A 17,046-nucleotide genomic window follows, 5' to 3' on the forward strand; every position below is an offset into this window, starting at 1 on the left:
TGACCACGGCCATGCAGATGAACATGGGCACAATGACAGTCATGACCACGGCCATGCTGATGAACATGGACATAATGACAGTCATGGCCACGGCCATGCAGATGAGCATAACCACGGTCATGACAAGCCCGACACCGTTGCAGTTGCCGTACCTGCCCCCGCACATTTACATGGCGACCTGATCGGCGAACCACAGCAGATCACCGCATTTTTGATGGGGCTGGACTCACCGCTCTATACCTTGCAGATACGTCGTAATATCAACAATTACAAAGCGGAGCCACTGCTGGCGATTATGCCCGGCGTCACATTGCGAGAACTGTGGCGCATGCTGGGCCTGGTAGAAAAGATCCTGTTGCTGTTCTCAGGCGTAGTGGTGCTGATCAGCCTGTTGGGTATGCTCACTACGTTACTGGCAACCCTCAACCAGCGTCGCCGTGAGCTGGCCATTTTGCGCTCTGTTGGCGCCAGACCCCGGCATATTTTTACCCTGATGAGCAGCGAAGCCATTTTAATTACGGCCGCCGGTTGCGCACTAGGTATTGCCCTGTTTTACGCGCTGATCGCCCTGGCGCAGGGCACACTGCAAAGTCAGTTTGGGATCAGCCTGAGCATTTCATTGCTCAGTCACTATGAACTCATGTTGATCGGCGTTATCATGGCGGCCGGCACTTTGATGGGCATATTGCCTGCAACCCGGGCCTATTTCTATTCGCTCAGCGATGGCATGAGCATTAAGCTATAAGAGGTTTTGAATGACACCATTACGCACTTTTTTCTGGCTATGTACTGCGCTATTGCTCATTTCAGTACAAGTGCAGGCAGGACCCCCGAAAGAAATTTTCTGGGATGACCTATTACCAAAAGGCTATGAACTCAGCAATCAGGACGCCGCTGCCAGCCACGATGGCGATCAGCAAAACTGGGTGCAACCGGATCTGGATGCGCCCGTGGTCAAAAGCCTGGATGGTAAGCAAGTGAGTTTGCCCGGATTTGTGGTACCACTGGAAGGCGACAGTGAAGTGATCACGGAATTTCTGCTGGTCCCTTACTTTGGTGCCTGTATTCACGTGCCACCGCCGCCGCCCAATCAGATTGTCCACGTTAAAATCAAGAATGGCGTGCCCATCGACAGCCTGTATGATGCCATCACTGTGACGGGGACTATGAAGGTTGCAACCTGGAAAGGCGACCTGGCACAAACCGGTTACCAAATGGATGCAGTTGGCGTCGCGCCGTTTGAACTATAAACGCCGGGTGATGTATCTGAAAGTGGCTCAGAGTTGAGCCACGGACTACTGACTCAATTGGCCTTTAGCAAAGGCAACTTCTGAAGTGGAAAGTATCGCATTGGTCGATTGCCGTGTTACAGGTAGACCATGCGGTACGATATGCACCACCCGCAATCTGAGGTGTTTCGCCGCCAGCAAGCGTGCGTGCCGGTTTGCCAAGCTGCTTTATCGATTTTTTGTTTAACTGTAGTTTCATAGTTTATTTCCTTATTGATATTTGTAGTGTGTGCTCGTAGGCACTTAACCACCATTGCACATATTTCAACCAGATGCAAAACTACCCCTGCGCCAGCTGTTGACAAAGTATGCGCATCAGCGCGGGGTCGTCCTGCATCAGTGACTTCAGCTTATCAACCGGGATCCACATCACTTCACAGGGCGTTTCGGCCAGATAATCCAGCGCCGAAGTACCTGTCAGCAAGGCCGTAATCCCCAGGACTTCACCCGGCCCCCGAACAACAGCCTGGCTGCCCCCGTCAGTACCGGCGCCGACTTCTCGTACGCTACCCCGGTAAATGACCCCCAGTTTATTCAGCGATTTGCCCTGCTTGATTAAAGCCTGTCCGGCATCATAAATGCCCCGCTCCTGGCAACTGCTTATCTGCTCCCGGGTGGTGTGTGCTACGCCATGCAGCCAGGGGATCTGCTGATCCAGCTGCGCCGCTTCGGTCTGGCGAAAAATAGACACTTTTTGCAATGCCGCCATACGCTTTTCGACACTTTCGAGCAAACGACTGGCTTCGGGTTTATCGAGCACTGCCAGCTTTAGCTGCTCATTAATCACCGCACGCTCCCGGTTAAGCAGTAACCGGGTAGCCGCCTGTGACTGCAATGCCTGAACAATATCCGGAAACGTCTCCTGAAGATCATTAATGCGCGTTATGGTCTGAGCAACATTGTCCTCAACCTGCTTACGTACCTGAGCCGCTATTTGTGTGTTTGGCGATAAGGTATCAATGTGACTTTCCAGTGCTTCCTGTGCCTGAATGAAACCCCGTGCCACATCGTAACCCACCACCAGACGCTCAAAGTACAATCTCAATAACGCCCGCTCTAACCAGGCACTGCCACGCAGTCGTTCAAGCCAACCCGGTACTTGCCAGGTTGCAAACAGAGTATCGCGCGGCCCAATACAGGGCTCGCCATCCAGTGCCTGCTCCACGGCTTCAACCAGCAAGTTGGTTGCTCGCTTACCCAGGGTCCCTTGCTCAAACTGTGTCCAGTAGTGTTTTCGCTCCGTCTCCAGCAGACGACGTAAAAAAGCGGTATTGAGATCGTCCTTATCTATTGGTGTTGCGGCGTCTGACTGTGCCATCGCGCCCAGCTTGACCTGTACTTTCACCTGTTGCCAGTCAGCGCCCCGTAAAAACGGGCTGTTCATCATGGTCGGCAACATGGTTTGCAGGGTATTGGCGACCTGCTGATTGGCTTTGTCCACCGTAGCCTGTTTGGCCGGAGGCAGGCTGTCGAGACGCAGAAACTTCAGTAGCATGCCCATAGTGCCGCCGTTAATTAAAATCGTCAGTACCACAATCCCGGCACATAAAAACAACATGCGATCGCTTACCTCCTTGGGGATCGCCTCGCTGGCAGCCACGGTCAGGGCCAGCGCTAATGAGACTGCGCCACGCAGACCACCCCAGCATAATACACTGGCTTTTTCAAAGGTAATGCCCACGCCTATGCGGCTTAACAAAGGTGTGAACACTGTGATGGAAATCGCCCGGATCAGCATGATCCCCACGTACAAGATACCCAGCGTCTGCCATGCCTGAAGGTCGTTCAGAGGCACCCGAATGGCCACCAGTATCCCCACCAGGAGGAAAATACAGGTGTTGGCAATATGTGCCATCATTTCCCAGAAATGATGTAAAAATCCGGCAACCTCCGGGCTTATCCGGGTCCGCCCGACACTGGCCAGTACCAGCGCCAGCGTCACCACAGCCACCACCCCGGATACATGGAAGGACTCGGAAATAAAAAAGGCCGAGTACGCCGCCGCAATAGTGAGGGTGATCTCTATCATGGGATCGTTAAACACCCGATCGATCCACATAATACATAACCCGCCCAGCACCAGACCTATCGCCAGCCCCACCAAGACGACCCCAGCAAACTGGCCTACCGCTTGCCAGGGCGAGGCCATCGCCGCGCCTTCACCGCCACTGCTGGCCAGCACCCAGACATAAAACAAGCTGAAGAACACAATGGCGGTCCCATCATTAAGCAATGACTCGCCCTCAATCAGGGTTTCAAGGCGTTTGCGCGAGCTCACTTCTTTCAGTAAAGCCACCACAGCCACCGGATCGGTGGCACTGATCAGGGCACCAAACATCAGGCACATGGCCCAGCTCCACTGCCAATGTTCAGGCACGCTCAAATGCAATAACTCAGCAGTCAGCCAAATGGCCAGCATCAGACCCGGCACAGCCAGAATGGCAATCTGGGTAAACATACGCCGGAATAAATGCACTTCCATGGCAAAGGCACTTTCAAAGATCAGGGTAGGTAAAAATAGAAAGAGGAACAGATGCGGGTCGATGTCAGCTACCAGCGTCAGGGTGTCACCGACCATCTGCATATCGCCACTGAATACCTCACCCCGCTGCGCCAGCCCGATACAGATCCCTATGATAAGCAGCGCAACAGTATAGGGAATTTGGGTATTTTTCAGGGCATGCCGAGTCAGCGCCCCGATAAACAGGGCCAGGATCAAAAACACCAGGACCAGAATGCCAGATTCAAACTGCATACCTGTCGCCTTAACCACCGCGTTCAGAATGGTTAAAGCTTAGTTCACTCAGGCTGGCCCTGTTAGTTTATGGTCAAAAAACTCAGCCCTCAGTTTTACCCGGATAGTAAATCGTCACTGGCTGCGAGTAATTGGGCACATCATCATAGCTAAACACCGCATAATACTTAGCAATATCCGGCGTACCAAAGTTATCCAGCGTATAATTGTCCCGACCACCGTACAACTTCACCCCATCAAACGGCGAGCGCGGCGGATGAAAACGGTTACGCACCACAAAGAAGCCGACCAGATCCTCGTCTTCTTCGTTGTCCCAGGTCAGCTTAACCACGCCATTTTCGACCTGAGTTTGCAGGTTATGGGGCGCAGCCACCGGATGTTTACGGCGCTCGATATAATCGATCTTCAGCTGTGCCGGTTGCTGGTCCTGACAGTTGGTCCAGTTTACCAGTGCATCGGTAGCCTGCGACTCCGCGGTGGCACGAATAATAAAGTAAAACGGCGTCTGTGCCTGATGCAGACGTTCCAGCTCCTGCAAGCTGTAGCTGTCGAAAATAAAGTGATGTTCAGCACGCTCTCTGAGTTGCTCATTACTGACTTCATAGCCGATATATTCAATCTTCTGGCGCTGTTTAACATGCTGGTAGTCCACATCTCTTAGCTCCACCAGCTCTATGGTAAAACGCACATCCCGTGCAGAAGCTATGGAATTACAACAGCGTACGGTAAGGCAGGCATTGGTAAATACGGTACGATCAACAGGCAAATCCACATTCAGATCAAACGCCATTTGCCCGTAAACAATATCGCCTTCGGCATCGAACCCTGATGCCAGCTTGTCGGCCACCACTTTGTCTTTGTAAATGGTATTACAGGACAGCGGGCTCAGGGCGAGCTGTTGCTCGGGTAGCTGATAGACCAGCTCCAGGTTGGGCCGATAGTGCAGACCACTGCCAAACGAGCCGTAGCCAATATCAAACTGCATCACCTGAGAGTCTTTGCCCAGTGGCAATTTCTTGGGTCCTTGCAAGCGCAGCAGTAAGCGCTTCTGCTTGAGCAACTTGGCCAGCAGGCTACGCTCAACACCGTTAAACAGCCATTTCATCCAGATCCCCTGGGTGAGCTTGTCGGATTCTATGGTTTGTCCCAGCGTATGCAAAGGCTTAGCATCGGCAATACTGCTGTAGTCATAGATGTCCTCAACCTGATCGGCATCGAGGATCGCCACCGACCACTCGCCATATTTTTCAATTTTGGCCGCCACCCGGTTCATCGGATAAATAAAGAACTGGGCGCTTAAGATCTGCGAACCTTCCACAATACTGCTGAGATCAAACTGCACCACGCCCATGCTGATCCCACGCTTTTTATCGACGCCGATAAACATGGAGTTATAACCAAAGTGCTCTTTGTTTTTGGCCTGATTATTCTGCGATAAATACCCCACCGTTTCGCGAGCAGGGAACAAGGTACGGGCGCTTTCGGTGCGGCCCAGACGTGTTTTCAGGCGCAATTCCGGGCTGAACGGGGATTTAATTTTAGTGACCTTATCAACGGCGCGAATGTTATAAAAATAACTGTGTCCGCTTAGCAGCTGGCGGTCGATAAAGCTCTGTGTTTTGGTGATGGCCACCAGAGTTTCTTCACCACACGGATTCTTATTGTGCTGACTGCGATACAATTCAAAATAAATGTCGTCACGGTCCTCGTACTGCCACTCCAGCTCGACACTGTCATGGGCCACGGATTTGATGGTGAACCCTTCAACCCGCTTAGGCGCCAGCGGCGAGTAATTAATGGCTTCACTCAGTGCGTACTGCACGGCGGGAATATTCTCGGCGACACTCTCGGACATGTTTTTCATGTAATCCGGAATATTACGTGTGCCCACCTCAACCACTGTGGCAATGATCCCTTTGCGATAATAATACTCACGGCCACTGCCATGGATCAGCTGCGCAGGCGGCTTGCCACGGTGGATCCCATACTGACGGCCGGTGACTTTTTTGATCTCGTGGTTCATGTTAGCGCACAGCACATTCAGATCCGTGCCTTCGATCTCGACCTCATGATTAAACTTATGGGCGGGGAAAAACACGTTACCCTGGGAGTGGTAATCCAGCGCAATGCGAATATTGTCATGACTTTCCACAAAATCGCGAATGGCACAGGTTTCCGGCTCCGAAAAGGCATGAGGACCGCCATAGGTATTAGAACCGGTATTCTGATTGCGCATAAACTTGGCATCAAAGTTACGGTTGAGATCCACCCCAAAAGTGCCATCGCCATTGTTGCGCCGATTTTTACGCCAGAACGAAAAATGATTACGGGAATACTCAAAGCCATCGGGATTCAGACAAGGCACCATGTACAGGGTGTTACGGGTCAATGCATGCTGTAGTTTAGGATTGAAACGATAGTTATCAATCACATACTGAACAAACTTTACCCCCAGTTCGTTGCCAATCCATTCTCGCGCATGAATGGACCCTGTATACAGTAAGGCCGGTTTATCATCGGCATAGGTCACGTCCAGGGAAATGGTCACCAGCATGATCGGTCGGCCTTCCCAGGTCTCGCCTATGCTCTGTAAACGGATCAAATGGGGATGTGCGCTCATGGCGCTTTGCAGGAACTCTATGGTGTCCTGATAGGACGCATATTGGATTTTCATAGCGGTTGCTCAGTTGCATAAAAAGACATGCCATAACCCGGATCAGACTAGCTGATCCGGTACAGCCAGAAAGCTCTAATGTGTGGTCAGCCCGGCAGGCATCACCTGTTGCCAGTGAGCAACAATCTTTTCCAGTTTCTTATCCTTCAGGTTTTTTACTACACATAACTGCTGTGGCTCGGTATTCAGGGCTTCAACCACACCATGTGCACCAAAAGTGGCCATGATCTCGTCGATCATCTTGTCACCTATGCCTTTTACCTGGGCGAGGATCTCCCGGATCTGGGCATCATCAAACACTGGGGCTGGGTAACTGTTGAGCTCCAGACCGGCCTGTTCATCACTGCCCGGAATAGGTTGCAGGGCTTTGGCCTGTGCCGATTTAGCTTGCAAAACAAAGTTGTCCTGTAAATTCCAGATCTCACTTGGCCATTCTTCGACCCGCTGATATTGGGTATCCAGAATTGGAAACTGTTGTTCATCCATACCATGGAAGGTCTCACCACAGTCCTGGCTTGGCGTATAGCTGGAGAACCCAATATGACGCATAGTACGCAGTAAACGTGAATCGATTTTGCCCAGCTCCTCCCAGTTATACAGCGGGATACTCGGCTTACGGAAATGACCATCCGAGAGCAGCCACATCAGATACTGGCCTATCCAATCTCGAATATATGGGAACGCAGCAAATGCCGTGGCACACTCCAAAATGCGTAGCTTGCCATCTTTGCCCAGCGCAATATCACAGGCCCAGTATTCTGCATTCGCCGCTTTCGAAGCAGCAGTGGCCAGCTTAAGCACTGATTTTGGCACTGCCTGATAATCCATGCTGCCACCCTGGCTGGTATTGGTCAGCCATTCGCCTTCCGGTGGACGACGCCAGAAAGCACATACCGGCTTGTGGCCTACCAGCATGACACGAATGTCTGCTTCCATAGGCACAAAGTCTTGTACATAAGCCGGGTAGTATTTTTTCTCCGTCAGGAGTGCCATTGCTTCGTCGTAATTATCCACTTTATGTACAAAGTAGCCGCCGTAATTTGAGGGACCATACGAGCGCTTGATGATCTTCGGGTAGGTGGCCTGACTGAGATAACGCTTTGCTTTTTCAGGGACGTAAAAGATTTCGGTATGTGGCGCTGGCAACTTGTACTTACGACAGAAGTGGGTCACGTTTTCTTTTGACTTGTTTGAAAACTGGCTATCCAGCGAGGGTAAAAAGCGTACATGTGGCAACGCACGGGCAATTTCGCGGAACGTCTCATACGCTGTCGCAGGAATATTACCGATCAGCACATCGATTTTCTTTTGTTTCACTTCGGCAATAAAACGCGCTTTGTCGTTGCCCCAGTGATATACCACAGTTTCGATTTTATCTGGCCAACCTTTAAAGTTGGATTTGTCGAAAAAGCGTAAGACATAATCCAGATACAGAAGTCCAATCTTTGGGAGTTTGGGTTTTGCAGTCATTGCTCGGGCCACCTTGGCAAAATTAATGGGTTAGTAAAATAAGTCTGTCGCATGGTCATCAGGCCACTTTATGCGTATGCAGGGCGCTTTTTTGGGTCGCTGTGCGCTCGATCAGCTCCACCATGGCATCTATCTTGGCCTGGTTAAAATTGATCCCCAATGCTTCTTGTTCAGGTGTCGCAAACGCAGGAATGGTGTTCACTTCCAGCACCACGTATTCTTCGCGCTCGCGATCATAGATTAGATCAACACCGGCAATCTCCAGCCCCAAGGTATTGGCAGCCCGGATCGCCAGATCAACCACCTCGTCGTCAGGCTCTCGGACAAACACAGAGCCACCACTGGTGATATTGGTTTTCCAGTCATCCTTCGGTGCTTTGCGGCCATAGCAACCGACAAACTTGCCATCCACCACATCAATGCGGTAGTCGGTATTGTCGTAGTCAATAAAACGCTCAACATAGAAGTAACGTAAGTCGGTTCGGCTCAAAAACGGCAGCAGCATGTCCAGTGCCTGCTCACTGTCAATTTTGACAATGCCGACACCACCCCAGCCATCGGTGGGCTTGTAGATCAGCTTGCCGCCAAAATCTCGCAGTGCCTGTTTCAGGCCATCCATGTCGTTTTTGTGGCACAAACGATAATCTGCCGTGCAGATCCCCTGGCTATTGAGCAAGTGAGAGGTGCGAAATTTGTCTTCCGCCAGCGCAAACGCCTCGTAGTTATTCAGTGTTGGTATCGCCTGGCTCAACGCCTGATAGAGATACACCTGAAACTGAGTCTGCTGGCCTGCGTTATAGCTTAAAAACGCATCCAGCTGCTCCATTACTACGCCATTGCAGCTGATCTGGCCATCTTTTGCCCGGGCATCACGCAGATTGAGCCCGGTACTGGTTTGGATCCCGCGTTCAGCCAACGCGTGAACCAGACGCTGCTCAATCTCGCGCCCTCCACCATTTTCGTACATCCAGATGCCAACGTGCGGCGCCGCGACAGAGCGTGTCATAAAGTATCTCCTTGGTCCTTGAACAGGTGCATAAAATTTGGTCAGGAAGGCTATTTTACAGGGCACTGTGTGACAGATTTTTGATCGTTTTTCTGTACCTATCGGGATCCAAAAACTGTTCATAATTCCGTCACCTCACTGTCATCGAAAATCGCCACGATGGGCCAAAATTACCGCAGGGACCTGTTATGGATAGTCTGGACTTTAATGAACTCGCGTCTTTAATTCGTTGTAATTCTTACAGTAAGCATAAAGCCGGTGTGGATGCACACGGCGAACAGATGATTGAGCTGGCTGCGCCACTGGGATATACGCTCACCCGTTATCAGCGGGAACATATTGGTGATCATTTATTATTGCGTGCGCCAAGAAGCACGGGTAAAAAGATCCTCTTGCTGGGTCATCTGGATACTGTGTATCCACCCGATACATTCGTCGAATTCAGCCAGGACGATGACTGTGTTTATGGTCCGGGTGTGTGCGATATGAAAGGCGGTAACTGGGTCGCGCTGAATGCATTACGGCAATTGAAGCGTACCTATGGCACGCTCAACAACATTGACTGGCTGCTGGTCAGCGATGAAGAAATTGGCAGTGACGACAGCAAGGCGCTGACCAGTAAAATTGCGAAACAGTATGATGCCTGCCTGGTGTTCGAAGCGGCAGGAAAAAACCACGAACTGGTGGTGGCTCGCAAAGGCATTGCCACTTATACCATTACCATTACGGGTAAGGCGGCACATGCCGGTAACCATTACCGGGATGGTATTGATGCGAACTTTGCACTGGCAAACATGCTGATGGAAATGTCGGCCCTGACCGACCTCAAACGTGGCAGCACCGTCAATGTGGGTAAAATCCAGGGAGGCATTGGTGCTAACACCATTTCCCCATCGGCCACTATGGTAGTAGAGGCTCGCTTTACCAAAGCCTCTGAGCAACAGCGCTTACTCGAAGGTATTGAGAACATTTGCCTGGCCATTGAAGTAACCGGTGTGTCGGTCAAATTAGAAGGGGGTCTGCAACGTGGCGTTATGGCCCCGACAGACAAACAATCAGCTTTACTGAATGAGATCAATGAGATCCTCGGCTATGAGCTACCTGTTGAGCATCGTGGCGGGGTGTCCGATGCCAATACAGCAGCCGCTACAGGGACGCCAACTTTGGATGGCTTTGGACCCTATGGTGATGGGGATCACACCATTCATGAACGTGCGATCAAATCTAGTTTTGCGCTGCGTATTGAGCAGGTCACTCAGATCCTGGCAAGCCTGTGTTATCAGGCCGAACCGGAAGCTGAGTTAAGCAGTGACAGTTAGCGCTGACACTGTGGGCAATAGACGGTGCTGCGCTGACCCAGGCGGATCTCCTTCAGTTCAGTCTCACAGCTGACACAGGGTTCGCCTTTACGGCCATAGACCAGCAACTCCTGCGCAAAGTAGCCTGGCTTGCCGTCGCTTTGCGCAAAGTCCTTAAGGGTCGTCCCACCTTGTTTGATGGCACTCGCCAGTGTGGCTTTGATAATGGGTGTCAGCCGTTGATAGCGCTGCAATGACACTTTACCGGCTTCGCGCTTTGGGTGGATCCCTGCTTTAAATAAAGACTCATTGGCATAAATATTACCGACGCCCACCACCACGTGATTGTCCATAATAAACTGTTTAATGGCGACCTTTTTGCCCCGGCTGGCCGCATACAAATGCTCGGCCGTAAACGCCTCTGTCAGTGGTTCAGGGCCCAGCTTTGCAAACACCGAATGCGTCTCATCCGGTGATTGCCACAAACATGCACCAAAGCGACGGGGATCATTAAGGCGTAAGGCCAACCCATTTGCAAAGTGAAATTCGACATGGTCATGTTTCTTTAACGGGGTATCCTTATCAACCACCCGCAAATTGCCCGACATGCCTAAATGCAAAATAGCCGTACCCAGCGCACTCTCAAGCAGCAAGTATTTAGCTCGCCGATGGACACCCTCTATGTGTTGTCCTTCCAGCAGGCTCACTTGCTCAGGCACTGGCCAGCGCAGCTGGCGCTGATGCACCACCACTTTAGTGACAGTTTGATTCAGAATATGGGGTTCAATGCCTAAACGGCTCACTTCTACTTCAGGTAATTCTGGCATTACTTCAACTCTATAGGGGCGAATAATTGTTGTGCCTGGGTTTTGCTCAGGCTGAACCAACGTTGTGATTGTCTGGCAAAAAGATAATAGCGCTGCTGCTGGCGGTACAGCTGATAGCTGACAGGTAATTCGCTGCTAGCCAGCCAGAACTGAGCCACACTCAGTGCTGCACTGGCTGGCAACCCCGGGCTGTCAGTCAATGCCAGCTCACTTTCCTGCCACCGGGTAACTAACGCATCCAATGTGGCCGGTGGTGCCTGCCAGGTGGCCTCTGCATCGGCACTGAGCCGCCAGGAGGTGCCAATACGTTCAATCTTGTAACCCGGAAAGCCCAATGCCAGCACAAAGCTCTGCTGCTCAAAAAGCGGCATGCTGCCCGTTTCCTCATTCGAAGGGTTCATTTTCTGGTGAATCCCATTGAGAAAAAAGATCATGATCAACATGGAAAAGATCACTACATTATTCCAGGCCTTACGACTCAAACGCATAACTGCTCCACTGCTTTTTCACACCAGCAATCCGACGGGTTAATTTTGACCCCAGATTTTATCCCGCACACTGTGCTAAGTACACTCAGATCCGAAAGAAGCCAATATTTTTACCCAACACACCAGACATTTCTGTCAGCTTACTGGTAGCCTGTTTATTGTCGTTCAGCGCGCTCATCGCATCCTGAGCGGCCAGTGTGATCTCTTCCATGTTTGACGCCACCTCATTGATTGCCAATGCCTGCTGCTGAGCAACGCTGGCGACCTCTCCAACCTGAGACAAGGAGTTTTGTGCCTGGGTATCTATTTGTTCCAGTAGCTCGGTGGCTTCAAACGTCAGCGTACGGCCATGCTCAACCTGAGGCTGGGTTTTTTCCATCGCCGCCACCGTGGCAGAGGTTTCACTTTGTACTTCCCGGATCATGGTTTCAATCTGATCTGTGGCTTCAAAGGTTCGGCGTGCCAGCTGGCGCACTTCATCAGCCACCACTGCGAAACCACGGCCAGATTCACCAGCCCGTGCAGCTTCAATAGCGGCGTTCAGTGCCAACAGGTTGGTCTGCTCAGAAATCCCACTGATCACATTGGCAATACCGCCGATCTGCTTGGTCTGCTCTGCCAGTTTCTGAATTTGTGACACCGTACCGTCCACTGTCTGCGCAATCGTATCCATTGCCTCAGCGGTATTACGAATTGCCTGGCGTCCCTGATCAGCAAAAGTCACCGTTTGTGTGGAGTTTTCTTCTGTTTGCTTGGCGATATCACTCACCCGCATCATGTTTTCTCGCAAAGAGTCGAGCATATTTGCAGTCTTACTGGTGGCCTCCGCCTGATGCTGTGCTGCGTCATAGATTTCACCGGAAGCTCCTGATACAGTCGAAGCCTGCACAGACAGCTGTTCGGACACCTCTTTAATACTGGTCACAATACGGGTTAATTCACCGGACATCCGACAGACAGAATCTAACATGCTGTCTGGGTAGTCGGTCTGGATCTGCCCTGTCAGGTCGCCTCCGGATATGCGTGTCACAGCAGCGGCTGCATCCTGTGGCTCGCCACCTAAAGAACGCTGAAAACTGCGCTCAATAGCCCATCCCACCAGCACACTGATGGCCACAGCGATAAAGGTGAACCACAACATCTGCTGGGAAAATCCCCCCGCCGCTTCTCGGGCAGCCGGAGTGAGTAATTGATTTTGCTTCTCATGGTAGTCAATAAATTCGTTGATCACGTTGAGCCAGGTAATAAAAGCCGGACGCGCCTCATCCAGTACCATAGCATCAACGCCCTGACCGGTTTTTTTATTACTCAGTATGGTGCGGATAAGAGGAAGTGTTTTTGCTTCAATGCGTTTGATCCGATTCAAGATCTCACGCTCCTGAGCACTAAAATGGGTGCCAGAGTTGAGCATTTGCGTCATCTTAGCATCTGAGTCCTGATAGAAACGGGCCAGCCGCTCGATTTCCCGCTCATATTCAGCCACTTCTGACGCGCTTCTGGCGATCGCCACGTCACGAATGGCAATTGCTCTATCGTGTACACTGCCCCGAAAGTTAATGGCGTAGCGTTGCTTAACCGAGTTGACGTCGGTGATCTCGGTTAATGTATGATCGATAAAGGCCACCCGATTACTGCCAATAATGGTCATCACTACCAGCAACGCCAGCGCAATACCAAACCCCACTACGAGTCGGCTTTTCACCGACAACCCCATTAACCACTGCACCATAATGTGCCTCCATGATAGCAACATATTGAAAGTTCAAAGTTAGTCTCAGGACTCTACGCTGTAAAGTTGATTAAATGAATTGTCATCATAGAAAAAATAATATGCGCATACACATAGCTGACTCAAATTAGGTATAATTACGGAAAATTACACAAAGCAATTAATTGCCACTTATTCAAACGAAGTTAAGTGTGCCAGGAATTTAAAATGAACAAACGGATCCTTTCTCTGCTTATTGGTACATTGTCAGCAACAGCACACGCAAAACCACTGTTTACCCCACCAAAGTTAGCAGACAACGCCAATACCAGCGCTTTCGTAGAATCCAAAGACGGCAGCCGCAATGAGGCCTGGGTAAATTCAGATTTTATGGTCGGACTGGATGGTAAACCGATGCATGTTTTACTCGAGTCGGAGGATCCCAGATACTTTGGTCGAACCAAGCTGTACCTGCAACAACTTAACTACACCGCAGCCAGCCTGAATGGAGAAAAAATAGCGTCCTCATCACAGTTCTATTTAAGACACTATAAAACCTTCACAAGACACTCAAATAACAACGTATCCACTACCTATACCAAATACTTTGATCAAACCAAACAATTAATCGTCGCGAATAAATTGAGCGAAGCCAAACCTGCGCTGGCTGAGCTGACCGAAAAATATACTAGAAATATCGCTGAGCAAGCGTATACAGCCTGGCTATCCAGTGCTTATTTCTACAATATTCAGGACTGGCACAATTACGAGCTGCAGCTTCGCAAAGCGACGGATATGCATAGTTTTTTAGAACCCGATCTTGCTCTGATGTCTATGCAAAGCCTGATGAACCTGGAACTTTACAATCAGCAATATGGTAATGCGCTGCAGACACTGTTAAAGATGCGCCACATCAAGAACAAACAGTTATCTAAGCAGACCGTCACCGAATTTAAGGCGCAATTACATGAACAACTGGCGGCACAGCCAGTCAATACAGTGACATCGAAACTGGTTCAGTCGCGTACCTGGCGTCATTTTCTTAACCGCAGTACATTTTCACTCAAGGCAGAAAATGGCAACCCGAGCACCGTGGCTTTATATTGCCAAAATGGTTACCAACGCTTTAGCGAGCTTCCCGTAAACAGTTATCAGGTACCAGAAACTTACGGCCGTTGCTACCTGGCGGTGCAAGGTGAGACAGATACCCAAATCACCTATCGTGAGGAGGGTAAAGTCCGGCTCGGACTGAATCTGTAAATTTGACAAAAAAATTAAAAAATGAGTGATCCGGATAACCGGCACATTCGTTTTATAAGATGAAGGGTTCGCAGTACGGTGTACTAAACAACCCCCTTCGCGACGGCACTGATAAACGCGCACATTAAGTGCGCGTTTTCTCTGTCTTAACCCTCACTCTTGTTTCAGGTCTTTTAACTCTTCACATAGTTCGCCTTGTAGCACTTTCGAGTCGGCGCATTTTTACACGCCTGGCCTGTGGGACTGATCACCGCATATCTGCTAAGCGGCCCTGTTCAATCACTCACACACTGTATTCTGGAGGTCTGCAATGACACATGACAACGCACCTAACGACTTGCCCCAACACGATGGCGCCGTCAATCTGGTTGCCTATATTAATCCAAAAGCTGACTGCTACCAAGATTGCAAAGCCGCGATTGAGGCAATTGTCGAAGTGACACGATGTGAACCGGGCTGCCAGCGCTTTGAGCTTTATGAAAACAAGGAGCAATCACAGCTCACGCTGATAGAGCAATTTTCACGACGCCATGACTTTGATTTCCACCATGCTCAGCCCTACACCCAAAAAGTGTATCAACTTTATGAGCAGGCTCTGGCAACCCCCGTAGAACTCCACTTTATGACTGAGCTCGACGTGTAAGGCACACGAAAATGCCCGCAAAATGCGGGCATCTATCTCAGTTTATTGTATTAATACACAATGAGCGCTTAGTGCATTCTACAGGCAGCATAGGCTGGGTGTGTCCAGCAAATATCAACACTTGCCTGATTACCCGCGCCAGCAATTGCTTTGGTCTGATCTTTATTTAAGCCATGGTCCTGAAGAGTTTTGACTGCTTTTTTATTTAATTTCAGTTTCATAATCTTTCCTTAATCAAAATATGAATGCCTTAAGTGGCCAATCAGGTTTAACACAGAACCTCTCTGATTGGTACAAAAAAAGTACAAAAACATATCTCTTCAGGCTAGTCTTGAACTGGTCTCAGTCGCTCGATCACCTGTGCATCCACCCAATAGATATCCCCTTCTGCGGATTCGGCATCACGGTTAAAGAACAAATACTTACCATCGGGCGTGACACTGGCTGATGCTTCCCTGCCGGCAGTGTTCACTGGAGCCCCTAAGTTTATGGCCTCCCCCCAGCTGCCGTCTTTTTGTCGAAAACTAATATACAGATCGCTGTCACCATACCCCTCTTCTCGCTGACCGTCCCAGATAATATAAGAGTCATCAGGCGCTATAAACGGATGTGCATTATACTTGCCGGTATTGACCTCCGGACCCAGTGCAACAGGAGGCTGTCGCTTGCCATTAACCACTTCTGACACACGAATGACATCCCCGCTTTTGTAGTCGTCCAGAATATAAGTGCCCTTGCGGGATGAAGTCAGGCGCATAATACCCCAATCATTGCGAGCAAACATGGGGCCTAACACCTGCAACGATCCCCAGCCACAGGCTGTACGCGCCATATAGTATTTTCCAAGATGCATGGTTTGTCCGTCCGGAGCCAGAAACGGACGCCCTACCCGTGGGCCAACCACCTGTGCATGCCATTGATTGTTTTGCTGGACATAGGATATTAAGGTCCAGTTACCCGTATCGTTATCTCTGCGGGTGAAATAAAACTCCGTCATATCGGGTGAGAAAAAGGCATTGTAATCCCTGTGCTTGGAAGAGACTGCCCCCGGAGCAAATACCTGAGGGACATTCCCCGGCTTTTTTTGCCCCAGGTAGGGTCCTGTTAACGTCTCCGATACCTGATTGGCCATGCTGGCTGAACTCATTATTAAGAGTGAGAAGGATATAGTGAATATTGACATCGCTTTCATTGCTGAACTCCCGGACTAAATCGTGTTGTTTTTTGGCACTGGTATACAGCAAGGTTAACGAACGGGCCGTCCATTACATGATGTTTTGCTGATGTCTTTATGAATAATAAAAAAGCATAAAAATCAAATTGATACCTTCTTAAATACTGATAAAACGCATAAAAAAGCCACCCGACTAAGGTGGCTTAATCAAAGTCACACTCAACACTTAATGTGCCAAGGTAGAGTGTCGGCAGCAACAGACTTGCCGGTTAAGATGCCCGTATGGCTTTTCTTCTGCGTAACCAGGCTGCGCCTCCAATCATAGCTAGCAGCGTGCTGAGCATACCGCTACTGCCACCCGGTTTGACTTCGCTCGTATCGTCACCCGAGTCACTGCTTGAGCCATCGTCTGAACCATCGTCTGAACCATCGTCTGAACCATCGCCTGAACCAT

At 50.2% G+C, this 17,046-nt stretch carries 16 protein-coding genes; 5 read left to right on the plus strand and 11 right to left on the minus strand.

The genetic code is table 11. The annotated features are described in order from the left end of the window. Both CWB99_RS21080 and CWB99_RS21085 read left to right on the plus strand, forming a co-directional pair. Positions 1-745, plus strand: a 745-nt coding sequence (locus tag CWB99_RS21080; protein WP_249332034.1) for an ABC transporter permease, incomplete at its 5' end; no start/stop codon positions are given. A gap of 10 nt (positions 746-755) precedes the next feature. Next, positions 756-1,250, plus strand: coding sequence for a DUF3299 domain-containing protein (locus tag CWB99_RS21085; protein WP_138550156.1), 495 nt, complete (start codon positions 756-758; stop codon positions 1,248-1,250). A 64-nt stretch (positions 1,251-1,314) separates the two neighbouring features. On the opposite strand, the gene CWB99_RS24210 is transcribed toward CWB99_RS21085, so the two are convergent. The 5 genes from CWB99_RS24210 to CWB99_RS21105 all read right to left on the minus strand — a co-directional run bounded on the left by CWB99_RS24210 (position 1,315) and on the right by CWB99_RS21105 (position 9,194). Beyond that, a complete protein-coding gene (locus CWB99_RS24210) occupies positions 1,315-1,488 on the minus strand; it encodes a hypothetical protein (RefSeq protein WP_171039557.1) in 174 nt (57 codons plus the stop codon). Positions 1,489-1,569: 81 nt separating this feature from the next. Then, complete coding sequence (locus CWB99_RS21090; RefSeq protein WP_138550157.1) at positions 1,570-4,044, minus strand: cation:proton antiporter; 2,475 nt, start codon at positions 4,042-4,044, stop codon at positions 1,570-1,572. An 82-nt stretch (positions 4,045-4,126) separates the two neighbouring features. Further along, positions 4,127-6,718: a M14 family zinc carboxypeptidase gene (locus CWB99_RS21095; RefSeq protein ID WP_138550158.1), complete on the minus strand. Its 2,592-nt coding sequence runs from the start codon at positions 6,716-6,718 to the stop codon at positions 4,127-4,129. 75 nt (positions 6,719-6,793) lie between these two features. Next, positions 6,794-8,188 carry an ATP-grasp domain-containing protein gene (locus CWB99_RS21100; RefSeq protein WP_138550159.1) on the minus strand — a complete coding sequence of 465 codons (1,395 nt, stop codon included), beginning with the start codon at positions 8,186-8,188 and terminating at the stop codon, positions 6,794-6,796. Between the two features lie 58 nt (positions 8,189-8,246). After that, on the minus strand, positions 8,247-9,194 hold the full coding sequence (locus tag CWB99_RS21105; protein ID WP_138550160.1) for an ATP-grasp domain-containing protein: 948 nt from the start codon (positions 9,192-9,194) through the stop codon (positions 8,247-8,249). 188 nt (positions 9,195-9,382) lie between these two features. On the opposite strand from CWB99_RS21105, the gene CWB99_RS21110 reads away from it, so the two are divergent. Then, positions 9,383-10,513, plus strand: a complete 1,131-nt coding sequence (locus CWB99_RS21110; RefSeq protein WP_138550161.1) for a M20 family metallopeptidase — start codon at positions 9,383-9,385, stop codon at positions 10,511-10,513. Here the strand turns inward: CWB99_RS21110 and mutM are convergent. From mutM to CWB99_RS21125, 3 genes are all read right to left on the minus strand, one after another. After that, positions 10,510-11,319, minus strand: coding sequence for a bifunctional DNA-formamidopyrimidine glycosylase/DNA-(apurinic or apyrimidinic site) lyase (gene mutM / locus CWB99_RS21115; protein WP_138550162.1), 810 nt, complete (start codon positions 11,317-11,319; stop codon positions 10,510-10,512). The two genes, CWB99_RS21110 and mutM, sit on opposite strands and share 4 nt — an antisense overlap. Beyond that, positions 11,319-11,807, minus strand: coding sequence for a hypothetical protein (locus tag CWB99_RS21120; RefSeq protein ID WP_138550163.1), 489 nt, complete (start codon positions 11,805-11,807; stop codon positions 11,319-11,321). Before CWB99_RS21120 ends, mutM begins: the two co-directional genes overlap by 1 nt. An 85-nt stretch (positions 11,808-11,892) precedes the next feature. After that, on the minus strand, positions 11,893-13,536 hold the full coding sequence (locus CWB99_RS21125) for a methyl-accepting chemotaxis protein (RefSeq protein WP_138550164.1): 1,644 nt from the start codon (positions 13,534-13,536) through the stop codon (positions 11,893-11,895). Between the two features lie 207 nt (positions 13,537-13,743). On the opposite strand from CWB99_RS21125, the gene CWB99_RS21130 reads away from it, so the two are divergent. Both CWB99_RS21130 and CWB99_RS21135 read left to right on the plus strand, forming a co-directional pair. Continuing rightward, entirely contained in the window at positions 13,744-14,775 is a 1,032-nt protein-coding gene (locus tag CWB99_RS21130) for a hypothetical protein (protein WP_138550165.1), read from the plus strand. A 310-nt stretch (positions 14,776-15,085) separates the two neighbouring features. Continuing rightward, positions 15,086-15,418, plus strand: coding sequence for a putative quinol monooxygenase (locus CWB99_RS21135; protein WP_138550166.1), 333 nt, complete (start codon positions 15,086-15,088; stop codon positions 15,416-15,418). A 68-nt stretch (positions 15,419-15,486) separates the two neighbouring features. Here the strand turns inward: CWB99_RS21135 and CWB99_RS24215 are convergent, their stop codons facing one another. The 3 genes from CWB99_RS24215 to CWB99_RS24220 form a co-directional block, all read right to left on the minus strand. Further along, positions 15,487-15,639 (minus strand): hypothetical protein, encoded by a 153-nt coding sequence (locus tag CWB99_RS24215; protein WP_171045418.1) that lies wholly within the window; start codon positions 15,637-15,639, stop codon positions 15,487-15,489. Positions 15,640-15,743: 104 nt separating this feature from the next. Beyond that, the gene (locus CWB99_RS21140; RefSeq protein ID WP_138550220.1) at positions 15,744-16,565 is read right to left on the minus strand and encodes a PD40 domain-containing protein; all 822 of its coding nucleotides are present in this window, start codon (positions 16,563-16,565) and stop codon (positions 15,744-15,746) included. Between the two features lie 296 nt (positions 16,566-16,861). Continuing rightward, on the minus strand, positions 16,862-17,046 hold a 185-nt coding region (locus CWB99_RS24220; protein ID WP_212748534.1), incomplete at its 5' end, for a hypothetical protein.

Origin of the sequence: Pseudoalteromonas rubra (genome assembly GCF_005887095.1) — a bacterium.
Lineage (GTDB): Bacteria > Pseudomonadota > Gammaproteobacteria > Enterobacterales > Alteromonadaceae > Pseudoalteromonas > Pseudoalteromonas rubra_E.